Raw genomic sequence first — 18,810 nt, forward strand, 5'->3', positions numbered from 1 at the left:
GCGCGGATACGGTGGGACGATGCCGTCGACACCGGCCCGCCGGCGCCTGAGCCCGGCCGAACGCGGATCCCAGATCACGGTGGCCGCCGTCGAACTGGCGCGTGCCGAGGGCCTCGCGGCGGTGACGCTCCGCGGGGTCGCCGCCGTGATCGGGGTCGCGCCCTCGCTCGTCGCCCACTACCGCCCGAGCATGGAGGACCTGGTCGGCGAGACGTTCCGCACCGTCGCGGACGCCGAGGTCGCCGAGGTCCGCGCGATCGTCGCCGCTGCGCCCGACCCCGTCTCCGGCCTCCGCACCCTGCTCGGTTGCATCGCCGATCCCGCCCGCGACGACGTCGCCACCCTGTGGGCGGACGCGTGGAGCATCGGCCGCACGAACGCGGAACTGGCGACCGCGGCACGGGACGTCATGGACGACTGGCAGATCCTCGCCACCACGGTCGTCGCCGACGGGGTGCGCGCGGGTGTGCTGCACACCGACGACCCGGACGGCGTCGGACGCCTGCTCTTCGCGCTCGTCGACGCCACCAACGGGTACGCCCTGGTCGACTACCTCGACCGCCCGACCCGCGAGGGCCTGGTCCGCACGACGATCGCACGAGCGGTGGGCCTGGACGGGTCAGCCCTGTCGGGGTGACACCCGCCGCAGTGCCACTGACCGCGTTGCCACCCACTGCAGCAGCATGATCGTCTTGCCGTCGGCGATCCGACCGTCCGCCACCATCGCGAGCGCCTCGTCGAGCTGCACCTCGAGCACCTCGATGTCCTCGCCCTCGTCCTCCACGCCGCCACCGGCCTCGACCCGGTCGGCCGGGGTGTACGCGCCGAGGTAGAAGTGCACCCGCTCGGTGACCGAACCGGGGCTCATGAACACGTCGCCCAGGTGCTCGAGCGCACCGAGCCGGATGCCGAGCTCCTCGACCGCTTCACGCCGCACCGCGGTCTCGGGGTCGTCCTCGTCGAGCAGTCCCGCCGCGGCCTCGATCAACATGCCGTCCGGGTGTCCGTTCACGTACGCCGGCCACCGGAACTGCCGCGTGAGCAGGACGGTGCCGCGCTCGGCGTCGTACGGCAGGACCGTCGCGCCGTTGCCGCGGTCGTAGGTCTCGCGCTGCTGCCGGTCCCACCGACCGTCACGGCGCCGGACGTCGAGGGTCGTGCGGCGGAGCACGTGCCACCCGTTCGACACCACCTCGACGTCCCGCACGACGACGTCCGGGTTGCGGTCCAGGGCACGGCCCACGGCGTCGAGGCCCGTCCGACCACGGTCGTCGGGGACGTCCACTCCGGGACGCTGGACGGTGGTGCGTTCGTCGGTCACCCGGTCACCGTAGCGGGGCACCTCGGCAGGTCTCCGTCCGCTCGGTACGCTCGACGTGCCGCACCAGGGAGCGGCAGAGGGCGGTGCAGCATGACCAGGACGTTCATCCTCCGACGACCGGACCGGCCGCAGGTGGTCACCGTGTCCTTCGTGCTGTGGTTGGTGTGGGTGGCAGCCTGCGTCGCCGCCACGGTGCTCCAGTTCTTCGCGACGGACGCGGCGGTCGGCCAGGCGCCGGTCCTCGCCGGGATCGTCGCCCTGGTGCTCTGGGCCCTGGTGACGTGGGCGGTGTTCCGGATGGCCGCGGGCTCCCGCGTCGCGCGCATCGTGCTCGTCGTCGTCGCGGCCTTCCGCGCGCTCCTGAGCGTCACCGGCGGCGAACTCGCGGTCCTGACGATCGCGCTGTCGGTCGTCGCCGCGGTCCTGCTGTTCCTGCCCAGCGCGCGCCCGTTCTTCGACCCGCAGCAGGCCCGGAGAGCCGACCACGGGTTCGACGGGACCGGCGTGTCGGGGCCGAGCCGTGCCTCCAGGCCGGATGCCGACCACACGACGGACGCCGACCGGGGCTGAGGCCGGACGCGTCGACGGCCGTCCCCGGCCCGGCCCGAGAAACAGGAAAGGCCCCGGATTCCTCCGGGGCCTTTCCTGTTTTCGCCTGGTGCGCGAGGGGGGACTTGAACCCCCACGCCGTTTCCAGCACACGGACCTGAACCGTGCGCGTCTACCAATTCCGCCACTCGCGCCAGCCCCGAAACACTACCACGCACAGACGGGTGTCAACGCCAACCACTACCATGCAGTGGTTGACGACCGACGACACGGGAGACGCATGGGCCTGCTGGACAACTTCGAGCGAGGGTTGGAACGCGCCGTCAACGGCGCGTTCGCGAAGACCTTCCGCTCCGGGGTGCAGCCCGTCGAGATCTCGAGCGCCCTGCGGCGCGAGCTCGACACGAAGGCCGCGGTGGTCTCCCGTGAACGCATCCTCGTGCCGAACGAGTTCACCGTGCGCCTGGCACCGCCCGACTGCACGCGCATGAACGACGTCGGTCGCCCGCTCATCGACGAACTGACCCAGATGGTGCACCAACACGCCGTCGCGCAGAACTACTCGTTCTCCGGCCCGGTCACCATCCGGCTCCAGCAGGACGGCACGCTCTCGACGGGCATCCTGCAGGTCGACTCCACCACCGTGCAGCGCGACGTGGCCTGGATCCCGGTGCTCGACATCGGCTCGCAGCGACACCGACTGCACCGCGGGCGCACGGTGATCGGGCGCGGCAGCGACGCGGACATCACCATCGCGGACACCGGGACGAGCCGGAAGCACGTCGAGGTGCTGTGGGACGGCAAGCACGCCCAGGCCACCGATCTCGGCTCCACGAACGGCTCGAAACTGAACGGTCAGCACTTCCAGCAGGCGATCGTTGAGCCGGACTCCACCATCGAGATCGGTCGTACCCGTATGGTGTTCCGGGTGATCCCAGAGAACGACGGAGGTGCTCGATGACCACAGGCCTGACCCTGCTCGTCCTGCGCTTCGCGTTCCTCGCGGTGCTCTGGCTGTTCGTCTTCGTGATCGTGTTCGCCCTGCGCAGCGATCTCTTCGGCCAGCGCGTCCGCACGATCCCGACCGATCCCAAGTCGGCGCCGTCCGGGCCCAGCACCCCCACCGTCCCCGCTGCGGCGGCCCCCGGGCCCGCCTCGAGCGGTGCCTTCACCGACGTGATCGGTCAACCGAGCAGTGGGCAACGGCCCGCCTCGCCGGCCGCGGCCCGACTCGTCATCACCGAGGGTGCGCGCGAGGGCATGGAGATGCCGCTGGGTGGCGGCCCCATCACGATCGGGCGTTCGAGCGAGTCGAACGTCGTGATCCGTGACGACTACACCTCGACCAACCACGCCCGCCTCGACCTCCGCGCCGACGGCTGGCTCCTCACCGACCTCGAGTCCACGAACGGCACCTTCGTCAACGGTCAGAAGGTGAGCGCTCCCGTCCTCGTGGCAGAGGGCACGCCCATCACGATCGGGACGACGACGTTCGAGCTGCGGCGGTAAGCCGGCATGACCGCTCGCACGCTGAGCGCCGCTGTGTCCCACGTGGGGCGCATCCGCGCAAACAACCAGGACTCCGGCTACGCCGGGGCGCACCTGTTCGCGGTGGCGGACGGCATGGGCGGCCACGCCGGCGGTGACGTCGCCTCGGCGATCGCGATCCGACGCATCCGCGAGGTCGACCGCGAGTTCCCGTCGGCGCACGACGCCGAGTTCGCGCTGCAGTCGGCGCTCATCGCGGCGAACCAGCTGATCACCGAGACCGTGTTCGAGCACCAGGAGCTCACCGGCATGGGCACCACGGTGTCCGCGATGATCCGCGTCGGCGAGCAGATCGCGATCGCGCACATCGGCGACTCCCGCATCTACCGTCACCGCGACGGCGAGCTGCAGCAGATCACGTCCGACCACACCTTCGTCCAGCGGCTGGTCGACAGCGGCCGGATCACGCCGGAGGAAGCCGCGGTCCACCCGCGTCGCTCCGTGCTGATGCGCGTTCTGGGTGACGTCGATGCGGCACCCGAGGTCGACACGGCGATCATGGACATCCAGCCGGGCGACCGCTGGCTGCTCTGCTCCGACGGCCTGTCCTCGTACCTCGCCGAAGAGCGCATCCGCCACGCCCTGGCCTCGAACATGGACGCCAACCAGGTCACGCAGCGCCTGGTGAAGGAGACGCTCGACCACGGCGCCCCCGACAACGTCACCGTCGTGGTGATGGACGTCACGGACACCGAACCCGAGGACGACGACGACGCGGCCACCACGGTCGGCTCCGCCGCGGCACCGCTCACCTTCGAGGCGTCGACCGGCCGCAAGCCGATCCGCCTCCCCACGATCCTGCTGCACCCGCTCAAGGTCACCACCGCCCCCGAGGACTCGCACTTCGAGCCCGAGTCCGACCAGTTCTTCGCCGAGCTCATCGCCGAGGACCGCCGACGCCGCATCCGTCGTCGGGTGTCCTGGACCGTCGCGCTCGTGGTCGCCGTCGCCGTGCTCGTCGGCGCGGTGTTCGTCGGCTGGCGGATCACGCAGGACCACTACTACGTCGGCACCGACCGGGGCACCGTCGCGATCTACAAGGGCGTGCAGCAGTCGATCGGGCCGTTGGCGCTGTCGGACGTGTACGAGGACAGCGACATCACGGTCTCGTCGCTGCCGGACTACACCCGCGAGAACGTCCGCTCGACGATCAACGCGCAGTCGCTCTCCGACGCCCGTGACATCGTCGAGCGCCTGCGCAAGGCCGCCGCGACCGGTGAGGACCAGGCCGGCACCGGTGGGGACGGCGACGCCAGCTCGTCCCCGTCGCCCTCGCCGACCCGATCGCCGTCGCCGAGCCCCACGCGGAGCCCGCGATGAGCAACGCCACGGCCGCCCAGTCCTTCACCCAGGCGATCACGATCAAGCTCCGGGAGCCCGCTCGCGCGCGGAACCTCGAGCTCTTCCTGCTCGTCATCGCGTGCGGCATCTGCGCGGGTGCGATGGTGCTCGTGCAGCTCGGCACCAAGGGCCGGCTGTTCGACCAGTCGGTGCTCTGGGTCGGCGGCGGCATCCTCGGCCTCGCGCTGGTCATGCACGTGGTGCTGCGGGTCGTCGCCAAGAACGCCGACCCGTTCATCCTGCCGATCGCGCTCGTCCTGAACGGCATCGGCATCGCCGAGATCTACCGCATCGACGTCCACAACGGCTTGTCCGGCTGGGACGCCATCGGCGTGAAGCAGATCGTCTGGACGATGCTCGCGATGGTCCTGGGGATCATCACGCTCGTCGCCGTCCGGAACCACCGGTTCCTGCAGCGGTACCGGTACATCTTCATGGCGCTCACGATCGTCCTGCTGCTCCTGCCGATGCTGCCGGGGATCGGCACGAACATCGGTGGCGCGCGGGTCTGGATCAAGATCGGCCCGTTCTCGTTCCAGCCCGGTGAGCTCGCGAAGATCACCATGGCGCTGTTCTTCGCCGGGTACCTCGTCACCGCCCGCGACTCGCTGTCGATCGTCGGCAAGAAGTTCCTCGGCATGACGTTCCCGCGTGCCCGTGACCTCGGCCCGATCCTGGTCATGTGGGGCGCCGCGATGGCCGTCCTGGTGTTCCAGCGCGACCTCGGCACCGCCCTGCTCTACTTCGGCCTGTTCCTGGTGATGATCTACGTGGCCACGGCACGGATCAGCTGGGTCGCGATCGGTCTCACGCTGTTCATCGGTGGCGCCCTCGTCGCGCAGAGCGTCCTGGAGTACGTCCGCGGTCGCTTCGAACAGTGGCTCGACCCGTTCAACCAAGAGGTCTTCAGCCGCGACACCCAGGCGAGCTACCAGCTCGTGCAGGGCCTGTTCGGCTTCGCGAACGGCGGGATCACCGGCACGGGGCTCGGGCAGGGACGGCCGTACATCACGCCGGTCGCCAACGCCGACTACATCGTCGCGTCGCTCGGTGAAGAGCTCGGCCTGATCGGCGTCTTCGCGATCCTCGCCCTCTTCATCGTGTTCGCCTCGCGTGGCATCCGCGTCGGGTTCATGGCGCAGGACGACTTCGGCAAGCTGCTCGGGGTCGGCTTCGGCTTCATCATCGCCCTGCAGGTGTTCGTCGTCGTCGGCGGCATCACCCGGATCATCCCGGTGACCGGTCTGACCACGCCGTTCATGGCCGCCGGTGGTTCCTCGCTCATCGCCAACTGGATCATCGCCGCGATGCTGCTGCGACTCACCGATTCCATCCCAGCCGAACAACGCGTCCAGCAGGGCGCGATCCCCGCCGCGAGCGGGCGGTCTGCGCGCGCGACCAGGAAGGAGCGTCGTCGATGAACCGACAGCTCCGCGGTGTCTCGACCGTCATCGTGCTCATGTTCGTCGCACTCTTCGTGTCGACGACGTCGATCCAGTTCTTCGCGGCCGACTCGTTGCGCGCCGACTCCCGGAACTCCCGAACCATCTTGGACAGTTACTCCACCAAGCGTGGCGCGATCCTCGTCGACGGCAGCCCGATCGCCGAGTCGACCCCGGTGGACGACCAGTACCAGTACCAGCGCAAGTACACGAACGGCGACCTGTACTCCGCGGTCACCGGGTACTTCACGATCGGGCAGGGCAACACCGGCATCGAGAGCGCGGAGAACACCGTGCTCTCGGGCAACTCGGACGCCTCGTTCTTCCAGAACCTCAACTCGATCCTCACCGGCCAGGACGTCCAGGGCGACAACGTCAACCTGACCATCGACCCGGACGTGCAGCAGGCCGCGTACGACGCACTCGGCACCAACAGCGGCGCCGTCGTCGCGATCCAGCCGAAGACCGGCAAGATCCTCGCGATGGTGTCGAAGCCGAGCTACGACCCGAACTCGCTCACCTCGCACGACACGGCCGAGGTCAAGCGGCAGTACGACGCGCTGCTCGGGGCCGACACCGCCCCGCTGCAGAACCGTGCCATCGGCGGCGACCTGTACACCCCCGGATCGGTGTTCAAGCTCGTGGTGGCCTCGGCGGCACTCGAGGGCGGCAAGTACAACCTCGACTCCACGTTCCCGAACCCGTCGCGACTGCAGCTGCCGGGCACGAGCTCGTACATCAACAACGCCGAGGGCGGCACCTGCGGCGGCGGCGACAAGGTCAAGCTCCGCACGGCGATCCAGTACTCGTGCAACATCCCCTTCGCCGAACTCGGCCAGAAGCTCGGGTACGACGCGATCAAGAGCATGGCCGACAAGTACGGCTTCGGCGACGCGATCGAGATCCCGATGGCGGCGACCGCCAGCCAGTACCCCGACGTCGACTCGACGGCCCAGCTCATGCTGAGCGCCTTCGGCCAGGCGAGCGTCCGGGTCTCCCCGCTGCAGATGGCGATGGTGTCGGCCGGGATCGCGAACGGCGGCAAGGTCATGCAGCCCTCACTCGTCGACTCGATCACCACGAGCGACCTGAAGACGGTCGAGTCCTTCTCCCCGAAGCAGTACAGTGATCCGCTGTCGTCCTCCGAGTCCGCTGACCTCACCGAGGCCATGCAGAGCGTCGTGAGCGCGGGGACCGGTACCAATGCCAAGATCGACGGTGTCGACGTCGCCGGCAAGACCGGCACGGCCGAAGGTGGCACCGGCGATCCCTACACGCTCTGGTTCACGGGGTTCGCCCCCGCCAAGGACCCGGAGGTGGCCGTCGCGGTCGTCGTCGGCAACGGCGGCGGGCTCGGGCAGTCCGGAGTCGGCAACACGGTCGCGGCCCCGGTCGCGAAGAAAGTCATGGAGGCGGTGCTGAACAAATGAGACCCACCAGCGGACTCACCTTCGGTGGGCGGTACCAGCTCTCCTCCCGGGTCGCCATCGGCGGCATGGGCGAAGTGTGGCAGGCGACCGACCTCGTCATCGGCCGAACCGTCGCACTCAAGATCCTCAAGGACGAGTACCTCGGTGACCCCGGCTTCCTCGAGCGCTTCCGCGCCGAGGCCCGGCACGCCGCCCTCGTCAACCACGAGGGCATCGCCAACGTCTTCGACTACGGCGAGGAGGACGGCAGCGCCTACCTCGTGATGGAGCTCGTCCCCGGCGAAGCCCTGTCGACCATGATCGAGCGCGAGCACACGCTCCCGGTCGACAAGGTGCTCGACATCGTCGCGCAGACCGCGAACGCCCTGCAGGCCGCACACGCGGTCGGCCTGGTGCACCGCGACATCAAGCCCGGCAACCTGCTCATCACGCCCGACGGCCGCGTCAAGATCACCGACTTCGGCATCGCCCGCATCGCTGACCAGGTCCCGCTCACCGCGACCGGTCAGGTGATGGGCACGGTGCAGTACCTGTCGCCCGAGCAGGCGAGCGGCCACCCCGCCTCGCCGTCGACCGACATCTACTCGCTCGGCATCGTCGCGTACGAGGCCCTGGCGGGTCGTCGTCCGTTCACCGGTGAGTCGCAGGTCGCGATCGCGATGGCGCACATCAACGAGCAGCCGCCGCCGCTGCCCGGGGACATCCCCGAGCCGGTCTCGGCCCTGGTCATCTCGTGCATCGCGAAGAAGCCGGCCGACCGTCCCGCGACGGCCGCGAACCTCGCACGCGCCGCACAGGCGCTCCGTCGTGGTGACGTCGCCGCAGCCACCGTGGCCGTCCCCGCGATCGCGCAGAACGGCACCGTCGCGTTCAACCCGCCCCAGGGCCAGGGGAACGACGCCGCGACCGCACTCCTCGGTACCCAGGCCGGAGCGATGGCCGGCGGACCGGGCACCCCCCGCTCGCCCGTCTCCGACGAGCCCGAGGAACCGAAGAAGAAGCGCGCCTGGATCTGGTGGGTCGTCGGCATCATCGTCGTGCTCGCCATCGCCGCCGGCGCCGCGTACGCCCTGAACGCGAACAACGCCCCGGAACCCGAGCCCACGAAGTCCTCGAGCGCGCCGAAGCCGACCCGCACGCCCACGCAGACCCCGTCCCCCGAACCGACCGAGACCCGCGTCACGGTCTCGGCGGCGGAATACCAGGGGCAGAACGCCGAGCAGGTCGCGAACCAGCTCCGCGCCCGGGGCCTGCAGGCCGAGGTCGTCGCAGGGTCGAACGCCACGTCGTCCGACCAGGTCGGCACCGTCGAGTCGCTCAGCCCCGAGGGCAGCCTGGCCCCCGGCACCCTCGTCACCGTCAAGGCGTTCGGCGACGTGCTGACCGCAGCGGCGCCCGAGCGTGCCACCGGCGGGACCGTCAGCGAGTCCGGTCGTGTGACCTTCAGCTGGCCCGCGTACACGAGCTGCCCCGCCGGGTACTCGGACGTCAGCTACACGTACACGATCGACAACGGCACCGTCCCCTCGAACGGCAGCAGCTCCGGCTCCACCTCCGGTACCGCGGTGACCGTCGCCGGCGCCCAGTACGGCAAGGTGACCCTGTCGTACAAGGTGACCTGCAAGTCGCCGCAGTCCGATTCCTCGGTGGTCTCCGCGTCCTCGCCGGGCGCGCAGGTCGAGTGGACCGAGCCCACGGACCAGGAGACGACCAACCCGGACGACGGGATCAACCCCACCGAGACCCCGCAAGACGACCTGTGAACGACCCCCGGACGGGGACTGTCGACACCGTTCGGTAACGGTTCGGTCGACCCCTCCCTGACCAGCGTCTCACCAGGTGGTGCTGCCGTACACTAGCCCGGACGAACAGACGGAGGAGTACGTGCCAGAAGGTGTGACCGCGGGGATCACGCTCCTCGCCAATCGCTACGAGATCGGTGACGTCATCGGTCGGGGTGGCATGGCGACCGTGCACCTCGGCAACGACACCCGCCTCGGCCGCAAGGTCGCGGTGAAGCTCCTCAAGCCGAGCCTCGCCAACGACCCGGCCTTCCGCACGCGGTTCCGGCAGGAAGCCCAGGCCGCTGCACGCATGGCGCACCCCACCGTCGTCCGCGTGTACGACGCCGGCGAAGAGACGGTGTCCGAGCCGTCGGGCGCCGAGGTGCAGGTCCCCTTCATCGTCATGGAGTACGTCGAGGGCCGTCCGCTCTCCGACATCATCGCGGAGGGCGCCGTCGCCCCGGACGAAGCCGTGCGCATCACCGAGGGCATCCTCACCGCGCTCGAGTACTCGCACCGTGCGGGCGTTGTCCACCGCGACATCAAGCCCGCCAACGTCATGGTCACCCACACCGGCCAGGTCAAGGTCATGGACTTCGGCATCGCCCGGGCCATCACCGACACCTCGGCGACGGTCGCGCAGACCACGTCGATCCTCGGCACCGCCTCGTACTTCTCACCGGAGCAGGCCCGCGGCGAGACCGTCGACGCCCGCACCGACCTCTACTCCACCGGCGTCGTGCTCTTCGAGCTCCTCACCGGTCGCGCTCCGTTCCTCGGGGACACCCCGGTGGCGGTCGCGTACCAGCACGTCAGCGAGCAGCCGGTCGCACCGTCGACGATCTCGCCCGACGTGTCACCGGCCCTCGACGCCGTGACTCTCCACGCCCTGGTCAAGGACCGCACGCGCCGGTTCCAGAACGCGGCCGAGTTCCGCTCGGACCTGCAGCAGGCCGCAGCCGGCCGGGTGCCCGCGTCGACGAAGAAGCAGCAGCAGAACGCGGCGAACGACGCCTCGACCGTGCTCTTCGGCGTCGACCCCCGCACGACGACCAACGCCGCATCGGCGTTCCGCGAACTCGACGACGACACCGCCGAGCACCGACCCCAGCGCACCCAGAACAGACCTCCGGTCGCGTGGATCTGGGTCGGCATCCTGCTCACCGTCGCGGTCATCGTCGCCGTGGTGTTCTTCGTCGCCAACCTGCAGCCGGGCAAGCCGCCGGTGTCGTCCTCGGTCAGCGTGCCCAACGTGGCGGGGTCGACCTACAGCGCCGCGGCCAGCGCCCTCGACAAGAAGGACCTCAAGCCCGTCAAGGTCGAGGAGAACTCCGACAGCGTCGACAAGGGCACGGTCATCCGGACGGACCCGGGCTCCGGGGTGAACGTCGGGCGCAACCAGAACGTCAACGTCGTGGTCTCCCTCGGGCCGGAACGCGTCCCCGTGCCCGAACTCAACGGGCAGTCGCAAGCGGCAGCGCAACAGTCCCTCGACGACGCCGGATTCCGTCTCGGCGCGATCTCGAGCGACTACTCGGCCGACGTCCCCGAGGGCACCGTGCTGAGCTCCGACCCCGAGTCGGGTTCCCTGCACACCAAGGGCATCGTGATCAACCTCACGATCTCCAACGGCAAGGTGCAGCTGCCCGACGTCACGCAGCAGCAGTACTCGGCGGCGAAGGCCACCGTCGAGCAGCTCGGGCTCACCGTGAACCCGGCGCCGTCCTACTCGTGCACCGGCGGACTCGTGACCCAGCAGGACACCCCTGCCGGTGACGTCGCCCAGGGCAGTGCCGTCACGCTCACCTACTGCGCACGAGCCGCGGCGCCGCCGAAGGCACCGTCGTCGAACAACGACAACAACGACAACAACGACAGCGGCGGCAGCAGCGGGAACAACGATCGCGGTGACGACCAGGGCGACGACGGCCGCTGAGCCGACCGTCTCCTGACGCGACCGTCCTGACGGACGGGTGACGGGCCTCCCGTCCGTCCTCCGTGCCCACAGGCACGTTTGCTCGTCGCCTCCGCTCCTGACGGCCTGGAGGCACGGCGCCCGCCCGCAACCGACCGCACGTCACGCAGATGGTTCGATCCAGTGCCCGCGAGACGCCGTCGTGTCAGCAAGACGCCCCCGAACGGACGAGACGCCGCCGGATCCGGCGGCGTCTCGATGACACGACGGCGTCTGCCGCCACGGAACGTTCGTCAGGCGCGGTGCGTCGCGATGAGCGGCCCGAGGTCGGCGGCGCGCTCAGCTGCGCCGGACAGCCCGGTGGTCTCGAGCCAGTTGCCGACCATGCGGTACCCGCCCTCGGTCAGGACCGACTCCGGGTGGAACTGCACGCCGAACACGGGGTGCGCGCGGTGCTGCACGCCCATGATGACCCCGCCCTCGGTCCGCGCGGTCACGGTGAGCTCGTCGGGGACGGTGCCGTCGACGATCGCGAGCGAGTGGTACCGCGTGGCCGTGAAGGGGTGCGGGACGCCGGCGAAGAGCGCGCTGTCGTCGTGGTCGACCTCGGAGGTCTTGCCGTGCATGAGCTCCTCGGCGTGCGTGACCGTGGCGCCGAGCGCCTCCGCGATGGCCTGGTGTCCCAGGCAGACGCCGAGCAGCGGGGTCTCGGCAGCGATGGCCGCGTGCACCGTGGGGATCGAGACGCCGGCAGCCGCCGGTGTTCCCGGACCGGGCGACAGGAGCACGCCGTCGTACTCCGCGATGCGGTCGGCGATCTCGGACTCGGGGAAGGCATCGTTGCGCACGACGTCGGTCTCAGCGCCGAGCTGCTGCACGTACCCGTTGAGCGTGTAGACGAAGCTGTCGTAGTTGTCGACGACGAGGATCCTGGTCATGGCGGTTCACCGTACTCGTGGGGGATGTGTGCGGCGGTCCGCGGGCCGATCCACACACGTGGTCACGGTAGGATACCGGCCATGGCCAAGGACAAGGACCGCACCAAGCCCGCCCGGACGACCCGAGCTGACTCGGTCGACACCGCGGGGGACGCCCCGAACCCGGTGTGGTTCAAGCCGGTCATGTTCGGCTTCATGCTCATCGGTCTGGTGTGGGTGATCGTCTTCTACATCTCGAACGCCACGCTGCCGGTTCCGAGCCTCGGCTCGTGGAACATCGTCGTCGGCTTCGGCATCATGTTCGTCGGCTTCCTCATGACCACCCGGTGGCGCTGACACCCAGCCCGCTGTTCTCCCGACGCCCGTCGCACCGCAAGGTGCGGCGGGCGTCGTCGTTCTCCACAAGCTCGAGGGTTCCGGGAACGCACATCCTCGAGGATCCGGCCGTTCTCCACACTTTTCCCCACTCTCCACACCGTCATCCACACCCCGACCCCGGAGTTATCCACAATCGATTCCACAGTGGGGATAATCACACTGGTGTAACTCACCGACTTCTCCACACCTGTGGATAACTCCCAGTGCCGCTGTGGACAGCTGTGGATGAGCAGGACGCGGGCAGCCCTGGGAACGACGAACGCCCCGCCGCAGTGCGACGGGGCGTTCGGGAAACGTTGTGGCGGTGTCAGCCGATCGTGACCGCGTACCCCACAGCGGTGAGCGCGATGCCGAGCACCGCCGCGCCGATGATCAGCGCGATCTGCAGCGGACGCTTCCGGATGTTGCGCGTCTGTGCGAAGACGAAGCCCATCAGGAAGCCGCCGATGATCCCGCCGACGTGCGCCTGCCACGAGATGTTGACGCCGGGCAGGAACCCGATGACCAGGTTCAGCCCCATGAGCACGAGGAGCTGCACGGCGTTGTTCCCCAGGCTGCGCTGCAGCACGAAGAACGCGGCGAACAGCCCGAAGATGGCACCCGAAGCACCCAGCACGGTCGTCCCCGGCGCCAGGAAGGTGACGAGCATGGACCCGAAGATCCCCGTGATGAAGTACAGCGCCACGAACCGCCAGGTGCCGAGCATGTTCTCGAGCATCCGACCGAAGATCCAGAGCGCCCACATGTTGAACAGGATGTGGAAGATGCCCGAGTGCACGAACAGCGAGGTCACCACACGCCAGGGCTGCGTCGGCAGCAGGAACGAGTTGTAGGCGAGCAAGCTCGTGAAGAACCGCCCGCTGACCTGGTCGAGCAACCAGATCGCCACCGTGATCGCCACGATGACGGTCGTGCCCTTCTGGTCGAGCATGGCGAAGCGCCGCCGAGCGACCGTGAACCCACTGGGGGCTCCGGACGCTCGGCGGTTCGCTGCGAACTGTGCTCGCTGTTCACGCACGCACTCCGGGCAGTGCACCCCGACCGCCGCCGGCGTCTGGCACTCCGGGCAGATCGTCCGCCCACAGCGCTGGCAGAGCACGAAGCTCTGCCGGTCCGGATGCCGGTAGCAGGTGTTGTTCGGGTTGTACGCCTGGTCGGTCACGTGCGGGTCAGACGCCTTCGACGTCGATGCTCTGGATGACGACGTCCTCGACGGGCTTGTCACGACCGTCGGTCGGGACGCCCTCGATCGCGTCGACGACCGCGCGGGACTCGTCGTCGGCGACCTCACCGAAGATGGTGTGCTTGCCCTGCAGCCACGGCGTCGCCACCGTGGTGATGAAGAACTGCGAGCCGTTGGTGCCGCGGCCGCCCTGGATGCCGGCGTTCGCCATGGCGAAGATGTAGGGGTTCTGGAACGTGAGCTCCGGGGAGATCTCGTCGTCGAAGCGGTACCCGGGGCCACCGATGCCCTGGCCGAGCGGGTCGCCGCCCTGGATCATGAAGTCCTTGATGATGCGGTGGAAGATCACGCCGTCGTAGAGCTTGTCGGTCGAGACCTTGCCCGTGCCGGGGTGCGTCCACTCCTGCTGGCCCGTGGCGAGGTCGACGAAGTTCTTGACGGTCTTCGGTGCGTGGTTGCCGAACAGGTTGACGCGGATGTCGCCCTTGTTGGTGTGGATCGTTGCGACAGCGGTGTGCAGAGACATGTTCCGATTCTCGCATGTACTCCTGACCGCGGACGGATTGCACAGCTGCGGTTCCGTGACCTGTCAGGCAGTGTGGTGGCAGGATGGGGTCACGCCGATCCGATGGAGGTACCAGATGACGACGATCGAGATCCCGCGAAAGCGTCGGAAGCAGATCAAGAAGCTCAAGGGCCAGACCGCCTCGCTCCTCGGCGAGCAGCGCAAGGTCCTCGAGCACGCGAACGCGATCCTGGCTGAGGCCCGGTCGAACGCCGCGGACGCAGCTCGCAAGGATATCGCACCCCGCGTGCAGAACGCGATCGACAACGGGATCCGTCCCGCGTTCGCCACTGGCGTGCACGCTGCCACCTCGGCAGCGCAGAGCGCTTCGCACAAGTTCCAGTCCGAGGTGGTCCCCGGACTCGTCTCGACCGCTGGCTCGGTGCTGAGCGTGACCGACCTCGCGAAGGACCCCCGGGTCAAGAAGATCGTGAAGAACGCGCAGAAGAAGAGCAAGAGCGCGAAGAAGGCTGCCGCGAAGTACGTCCCGTCGCAGCAGAAGAAGGGTCTCGGCTTCGGCGGAGTCGCACTCATCATCGTCGGCGTCGTCGCCGTCGCCGGTGCTGCGTACGCCGCGTACCAGACGCTCCGCGCCGACGACGACCTGTGGGTCGCCGACGACGCTGACACGGCGGAGAAGCCCGCCGCCTGACCTCCCGGTTCGTACGAAGGGCCCCGGCAGCTGCCGGGGCCCTTCGTCGTTCTCCGGGCACGTGATCCGTGCACCGGCCGGCCGCCTGCTCTGAGCCCGCCCACCCACGGACCTGGAGGCCCGCACCGGCCTGGCCCCGCGCCTCCTGTCCGCCATGCGCTCACGCGAAACGCCCCGGGGACGCCGCCGAAAGGTCACAACCTGTCGTCCGGAGGACGCGCAGACGACACTTCCAACCACCTCGGCGAACCGCACACGGCATGTCGCGACCACTCAAAGACGATGCCGGCCGCAAGCAGATTGGCCGACCGAGCCGCCCACGACGATCGCGCCGCAGGGGCGGCGGCGCGCATGGGCACAGAACGAAGCCCCTGGGAAGACGACGGAGTCGGCAACCAGGGGCTGATGCGAGTGGAGCCTGGGAGAATCGAACTCCCGACATCCTGCTTGCAAAGCAGGCGCTCTACCAACTGAGCTAAGGCCCCGAGTGCCACCGAGGTGATCGGCGGCGGGATGAAATTGTCGTGCTGTTCCGGAGAACTGGTGGGGCTACAAGGACTTGAACCTTGGACCTCTTCGTTATCAGCGAAGCGCTCTAACCGCCTGAGCTATAGCCCCTCAGACCGGATGAAAGCCTACCGTACGATCCCGCCGGAACGAAATCGAGCAGTGGGCCCATCCGGCCCGGGTGTGTCAATTGTTCGTGAAGCCCACGAGCAGACCGCCCGTGATCCGCACACTGAGGTTGTAGAGCACGCTCACGATGGCGCCGAGCACGGTGCCGACGACCACGTTGAGGATGCCCACGACGATGGAGAACCCGAGGACCTGGCCCAGCGAGAACTGGTCCATGATCGAGTAACTGTTCTGCCCGGTGACGTCCTTCAACAGGGCGTCGACCTGGGTGAACACACCCGTCTGGTTGAGGATGACCCACACCAGTGCCGTGGCGACCACGATCACGATGCTGCCGGCCAGGGCGATGAGGAAGCTCAGCTTCACCATCGACCAGAAGTCGACGTAGACCAGTCGCAACCGCACCTGGCGGGTGCCGACGGGTCGCTTCGCCTTCTTCTGGAGCTTCTCGGCGACACTACTCATTGCTTGACTGGTCCTCTCCGGCCTCGTCTGCGACGGGCTCGGTTTCGATGGGATCAGTGGAATCCGGGGCCGCTTCGGCTGGGCTGACCGTCTCCACCGGGCCCGCGGGCTCGATCTCGGCGTCGTCCTGGTCGTCCAGGTTCCGCTCGGTGTTCCGGGCCACCGCGATGATCCGGTCGTTCTCCGCGAACCTCGCGAAGACGACGCCCATCGTGTCACGACCCTTGGCAGGGACCTCGGCCACGGCAGACCTTACCACCTTGCCCGATTGCAGCACGACGAGCACCTCGTCGTCCTCGCCGACGATGAGAGCGCCCACAAGATCGCCTCGGTCGAGCGCCAACTTGGCCACCTTGATGCCCAGACCACCACGGCCCTGCACCCGGTACTGGTCGACCGCGGTGCGCTTGGCGTAGCCGCCCTCGGTCATCACCCAGACGAAGCCGTCGTCGGAGACGACCCGGGCCGCGAGCAGCGAGTCGCCGTCGCGGAAGGACATGCCCTTCACGCCGGAGGTCGAGCGACCCATCGGACGCAGGGTGTCATTCGTCGCCGTGAACCGGAGCGACATGCCCTGGCGGGACACCAGGAGCAGGTCGTCGTGCTCGTCGACGAGCAGCGCCTGGCGGAGCTTGTCACCGTCGCGCAGGTTGATCGCGATGATGCCGCCGGTGCGGTTCGTGTCGTACTCCGTGAGCGCGGTCTTCTTCACCAGACCGTGCTCGGTCGCGAGGACGAGGTACTGCGCCACCTCGTAGTCGCGGATGTCGAGCACCTGCTGGATCTGCTCGTCGGGCTGCATCGCGAGGAGGTTCGCGACGTGCTGGCCCTTCGCGTCGCGGCCGGCCTCCTGCAGCTCGTACGCCTTCGCGCGGTAGACCCGGCCCTGGTCGGTGAGGAACAGGAGCCAGTGGTGCGTCGTCGTGACGAAGAAGTGCTCGACGATGTCGTCGGCGCGGAGCTGGGCCCCGCGGACACCTCGGCCGCCACGGTGCTGCGAGCGGTACTGGTCGCTGCGCGTGCGCTTGACGTAGCCACCGCGGGTGATGGTGACGACCATCTCCTCTTCGGGGATCAGGTCTTCCATCGACATGTCGCCGTCGTAGCCGAACATGATCTCGGTACGGCGGTCATCGCCGAAGCGGTCGACGATCTCGCTCAACTCGTCGCGGATGATCGAGCGCTGGCGGCTCTCCGATCCGAGGATGTCCTGGAAGTCGGCGATCTTGCGCTCGAGCTCCTCGGCCTCGTCGTGGATCTTCTGACGCTCGAGGGCGGCGAGACGACGGAGCTGCAGCTCGAGGATCGCGCGCGCCTGGATCTCGTCGACGGACAGCAGGTCCATCAGGCCGGTGCGGGCCTCTTCGACGTCGGGCGAGCGACGGATGAGCGCGATGACCTCGTCGAGGGCGTCGAGCGCAGCCAGGTAGCCACGCAGGATGTGGGCGCGCTTCTCGGCCTCGCGCAGACGGAACTGCGTGCGGCGGACGATGACGTCGACCTGGTGGGCGACCCACGCCGAGATGAAGCCGTCGAGCGGCAGGGTGCGGGGCACCCCGTCGACGATCGCGAGCATGTTCGCGCCGAAGTTCTCCTGCAGCTGGGTGTGCTTGTACAGGTTGTTCAGCACGACCTTGGCGACGGCGTCACGCTTCAGCACGATGACCAGGCGCTGCCCGGTACGGCCGGAGGTCTCGTCACGGATGTCGGCGACACCGGCGAGCTTGCCGTCCTTGACCAGCTCCGCGATCTTGATCGCCAGGTTGTCGGGGTTGACCTGGTACGGCAGCTCGGTGACGACGAGGCAGGTGCGACCCTGGATCTCCTCCACCGAGACGACGGCACGCATCGTGATCGAACCACGGCCGGTGCGGTAGGCGTCCTGGATGCCCTTGGTACCGAGCACCTGTGCACCGGTCGGGAAGTCCGGGCCCTTGATGCGCTGCATGAGCGCGGCGAGCAGCTCTTCGCGGGTGGCGTCGGGGTTGTCGAGCGCCCACTTGGCGCCCTCGGCGACCTCGCGCAGGTTGTGCGGCGGGATGTTCGTGGCCATGCCGACCGCGATGCCGACCGAGCCGTTGACGAGCAGGTTCGGGAACCGGGCCGGCAGGATCGCCGGCTCCTGGGTGCGGCCGTCGTAGTTGTCCTGGAAGTCGACGGTGTCCTCGTCGATGTCGCGGACCATCTCGAGCGCGAGCGGCGCCATCTTCGTCTCGGTGTACCGCGGGGCGGCGGCGCCGTCGTTGCCCGGCGAACCGAAGTTGCCCTGGCCGAGCGCGAGCGGGTACCGGAGCGACCACGGCTGCACCAGGCGGACGAGGGCGTCGTAGATCGCCGAGTCACCGTGCGGGTGGAACTGGCCCATGACGTCACCGACGACGCGGGAGCACTTCGAGAACGCACGGTCCGGGCGGTAGCCGCCGTCGAACATCGCGTAGATCACACGGCGGTGCACCGGCTTGAGGCCGTCGCGGACCTCCGGCAGGGCACGACCGACGATGACCGACATCGCGTAGTCGAGGTACGAGCGCTGCATCTCGAGCTGCAGGTCGACCTGCGAGATGCGGTCACCGGAGACGACGATGTCCCCACTGTCGCCGTGGACGATCTCGGGCAGCTCGTCGGCGCCGTTCTCGTTGTCGTCAGCCATGTGGCTTCGTTCC

The 18,810-nt window shown here is 68.7% G+C and carries 17 protein-coding genes and 3 tRNA genes; 11 read left to right on the top strand and 9 right to left on the bottom strand.

What is annotated here, in order from left to right; translation table 11 throughout:
* Positions 1-19: 19 nt before the first annotated feature.
* Positions 20-637: a TetR/AcrR family transcriptional regulator gene (locus DEJ12_RS01645; RefSeq protein ID WP_111028829.1), complete on the top strand. Its 618-nt coding sequence runs from the start codon at positions 20-22 to the stop codon at positions 635-637.
* Here the strand turns inward: DEJ12_RS01645 and DEJ12_RS01650 are convergent.
* Positions 620-1,321 (bottom strand): NUDIX domain-containing protein, encoded by a 702-nt coding sequence (locus DEJ12_RS01650; RefSeq protein ID WP_111029094.1) that lies wholly within the window; start codon positions 1,319-1,321, stop codon positions 620-622. The two genes, DEJ12_RS01645 and DEJ12_RS01650, sit on opposite strands and share 18 nt — an antisense overlap.
* Before the next feature lie 90 nt (positions 1,322-1,411).
* On the opposite strand from DEJ12_RS01650, the gene DEJ12_RS01655 reads away from it, so the two are divergent.
* Entirely contained in the window at positions 1,412-1,891 is a 480-nt protein-coding gene (locus tag DEJ12_RS01655) for a hypothetical protein (RefSeq protein WP_111028830.1), read from the top strand.
* Between the two features lie 86 nt (positions 1,892-1,977).
* On the opposite strand, the gene DEJ12_RS01660 is transcribed toward DEJ12_RS01655, so the two are convergent.
* Positions 1,978-2,064: transfer RNA gene (locus tag DEJ12_RS01660), tRNA-Leu, on the bottom strand.
* A gap of 86 nt (positions 2,065-2,150) precedes the next feature.
* Between DEJ12_RS01660 and DEJ12_RS01665 the strand changes: the two genes are divergently transcribed.
* From DEJ12_RS01665 to pknB, 7 genes are all read left to right on the top strand, one after another.
* Positions 2,151-2,831: a DUF3662 and FHA domain-containing protein gene (locus DEJ12_RS01665; RefSeq protein ID WP_017887797.1), complete on the top strand. Its 681-nt coding sequence runs from the start codon at positions 2,151-2,153 to the stop codon at positions 2,829-2,831.
* Complete coding sequence (locus tag DEJ12_RS01670; RefSeq protein WP_071404144.1) at positions 2,828-3,379, top strand: FHA domain-containing protein; 552 nt, start codon at positions 2,828-2,830, stop codon at positions 3,377-3,379. Before DEJ12_RS01665 ends, DEJ12_RS01670 begins: the two co-directional genes overlap by 4 nt.
* A gap of 6 nt (positions 3,380-3,385) precedes the next feature.
* A complete protein-coding gene (locus DEJ12_RS01675; protein ID WP_071404143.1) occupies positions 3,386-4,738 on the top strand; it encodes a Stp1/IreP family PP2C-type Ser/Thr phosphatase in 1,353 nt (450 codons plus the stop codon).
* The gene (locus DEJ12_RS01680) at positions 4,735-6,180 is read left to right on the top strand and encodes an FtsW/RodA/SpoVE family cell cycle protein (RefSeq protein WP_111028831.1); all 1,446 of its coding nucleotides are present in this window, start codon (positions 4,735-4,737) and stop codon (positions 6,178-6,180) included. Before DEJ12_RS01675 ends, DEJ12_RS01680 begins: the two co-directional genes overlap by 4 nt.
* Positions 6,177-7,631 (top strand): penicillin-binding protein 2, encoded by a 1,455-nt coding sequence (locus DEJ12_RS01685; RefSeq protein ID WP_110863675.1) that lies wholly within the window; start codon positions 6,177-6,179, stop codon positions 7,629-7,631. Before DEJ12_RS01680 ends, DEJ12_RS01685 begins: the two co-directional genes overlap by 4 nt.
* Entirely contained in the window at positions 7,628-9,394 is a 1,767-nt protein-coding gene (locus DEJ12_RS01690; RefSeq protein WP_111028832.1) for a serine/threonine-protein kinase, read from the top strand. Before DEJ12_RS01685 ends, DEJ12_RS01690 begins: the two co-directional genes overlap by 4 nt.
* 121 nt (positions 9,395-9,515) lie before the next feature.
* Positions 9,516-11,351 (top strand): Stk1 family PASTA domain-containing Ser/Thr kinase, encoded by a 1,836-nt coding sequence (gene pknB / locus DEJ12_RS01695; RefSeq protein ID WP_258370458.1) that lies wholly within the window; start codon positions 9,516-9,518, stop codon positions 11,349-11,351.
* A 272-nt stretch (positions 11,352-11,623) separates the two neighbouring features.
* Here the strand turns inward: pknB and DEJ12_RS01700 are convergent, their stop codons facing one another.
* Positions 11,624-12,268, bottom strand: coding sequence for an aminodeoxychorismate/anthranilate synthase component II (locus DEJ12_RS01700; RefSeq protein WP_111022494.1), 645 nt, complete (start codon positions 12,266-12,268; stop codon positions 11,624-11,626).
* Positions 12,269-12,349: 81 nt separating this feature from the next.
* Here DEJ12_RS01700 and DEJ12_RS01705 point away from each other — a divergent pair, with 81 nt between their 5' ends.
* A complete protein-coding gene (locus DEJ12_RS01705; RefSeq protein ID WP_071404137.1) occupies positions 12,350-12,604 on the top strand; it encodes a cell division protein CrgA in 255 nt (84 codons plus the stop codon).
* 349 nt (positions 12,605-12,953) lie between these two features.
* On the opposite strand, the gene DEJ12_RS01710 is transcribed toward DEJ12_RS01705, so the two are convergent.
* Positions 12,954-13,808 carry a rhomboid family intramembrane serine protease gene (locus tag DEJ12_RS01710; protein WP_111028834.1) on the bottom strand — a complete coding sequence of 285 codons (855 nt, stop codon included), beginning with the start codon at positions 13,806-13,808 and terminating at the stop codon, positions 12,954-12,956.
* Positions 13,809-13,815: 7 nt separating this feature from the next.
* Complete coding sequence (locus DEJ12_RS01715) at positions 13,816-14,355, bottom strand: peptidylprolyl isomerase (protein WP_027466924.1); 540 nt, start codon at positions 14,353-14,355, stop codon at positions 13,816-13,818.
* A gap of 115 nt (positions 14,356-14,470) precedes the next feature.
* On the opposite strand from DEJ12_RS01715, the gene DEJ12_RS01720 reads away from it, so the two are divergent.
* The gene (locus tag DEJ12_RS01720) at positions 14,471-15,046 is read left to right on the top strand and encodes a hypothetical protein (RefSeq protein ID WP_051597033.1); all 576 of its coding nucleotides are present in this window, start codon (positions 14,471-14,473) and stop codon (positions 15,044-15,046) included.
* Positions 15,047-15,458: 412 nt separating this feature from the next.
* On the opposite strand, the gene DEJ12_RS01725 is transcribed toward DEJ12_RS01720, so the two are convergent.
* The 4 genes from DEJ12_RS01725 to gyrA form a co-directional block, all read right to left on the bottom strand.
* Positions 15,459-15,531 (bottom strand) — tRNA-Ala (locus DEJ12_RS01725).
* A gap of 56 nt (positions 15,532-15,587) precedes the next feature.
* A tRNA-Ile gene (locus DEJ12_RS01730) sits at positions 15,588-15,664 on the bottom strand.
* Between the two features lie 75 nt (positions 15,665-15,739).
* Positions 15,740-16,147 (bottom strand): DUF3566 domain-containing protein, encoded by a 408-nt coding sequence (locus DEJ12_RS01735; RefSeq protein WP_027466922.1) that lies wholly within the window; start codon positions 16,145-16,147, stop codon positions 15,740-15,742.
* Positions 16,140-18,797, bottom strand: coding sequence for a DNA gyrase subunit A (gyrA, locus tag DEJ12_RS01740; protein ID WP_111028835.1), 2,658 nt, complete (start codon positions 18,795-18,797; stop codon positions 16,140-16,142). Before gyrA ends, DEJ12_RS01735 begins: the two co-directional genes overlap by 8 nt.
* Positions 18,798-18,810 lie beyond the last annotated feature (13 nt).

It is taken from the genome of Curtobacterium sp. MCLR17_059 (assembly GCF_003234665.1).
Lineage (GTDB): Bacteria > Actinomycetota > Actinomycetes > Actinomycetales > Microbacteriaceae > Curtobacterium > Curtobacterium flaccumfaciens.

Excerpts from the sequence above, each read along its gene's own strand:
- DEJ12_RS01680 (WP_111028831.1), top strand. The coding sequence starts at position 4,735 with ATGAGCAACGCCACGGCCGCCCAGTCCTTCACCCAGGCGATCACGATC.
- DEJ12_RS01670 (WP_071404144.1), top strand. The coding sequence starts at position 2,828 with ATGACCACAGGCCTGACCCTGCTCGTCCTGCGCTTCGCGTTCCTCGCG.
- DEJ12_RS01645 (WP_111028829.1), top strand. The coding sequence starts at position 20 with ATGCCGTCGACACCGGCCCGCCGGCGCCTGAGCCCGGCCGAACGCGGA.
- DEJ12_RS01690 (WP_111028832.1), top strand. The coding sequence starts at position 7,628 with ATGAGACCCACCAGCGGACTCACCTTCGGTGGGCGGTACCAGCTCTCC.
- DEJ12_RS01715 (WP_027466924.1), bottom strand. The coding sequence starts at position 14,355 with ATGTCTCTGCACACCGCTGTCGCAACGATCCACACCAACAAGGGCGAC.
- DEJ12_RS01705 (WP_071404137.1), top strand. The coding sequence starts at position 12,350 with ATGGCCAAGGACAAGGACCGCACCAAGCCCGCCCGGACGACCCGAGCT.
- DEJ12_RS01735 (WP_027466922.1), bottom strand. The coding sequence starts at position 16,147 with ATGAGTAGTGTCGCCGAGAAGCTCCAGAAGAAGGCGAAGCGACCCGTC.
- gyrA (WP_111028835.1), bottom strand. The coding sequence starts at position 18,797 with ATGGCTGACGACAACGAGAACGGCGCCGACGAGCTGCCCGAGATCGTC.
- DEJ12_RS01655 (WP_111028830.1), top strand. The coding sequence starts at position 1,412 with ATGACCAGGACGTTCATCCTCCGACGACCGGACCGGCCGCAGGTGGTC.
- DEJ12_RS01675 (WP_071404143.1), top strand. The coding sequence starts at position 3,386 with ATGACCGCTCGCACGCTGAGCGCCGCTGTGTCCCACGTGGGGCGCATC.
- DEJ12_RS01685 (WP_110863675.1), top strand. The coding sequence starts at position 6,177 with ATGAACCGACAGCTCCGCGGTGTCTCGACCGTCATCGTGCTCATGTTC.
- DEJ12_RS01720 (WP_051597033.1), top strand. The coding sequence starts at position 14,471 with ATGACGACGATCGAGATCCCGCGAAAGCGTCGGAAGCAGATCAAGAAG.
- DEJ12_RS01665 (WP_017887797.1), top strand. The coding sequence starts at position 2,151 with ATGGGCCTGCTGGACAACTTCGAGCGAGGGTTGGAACGCGCCGTCAAC.
- DEJ12_RS01700 (WP_111022494.1), bottom strand. The coding sequence starts at position 12,268 with ATGACCAGGATCCTCGTCGTCGACAACTACGACAGCTTCGTCTACACG.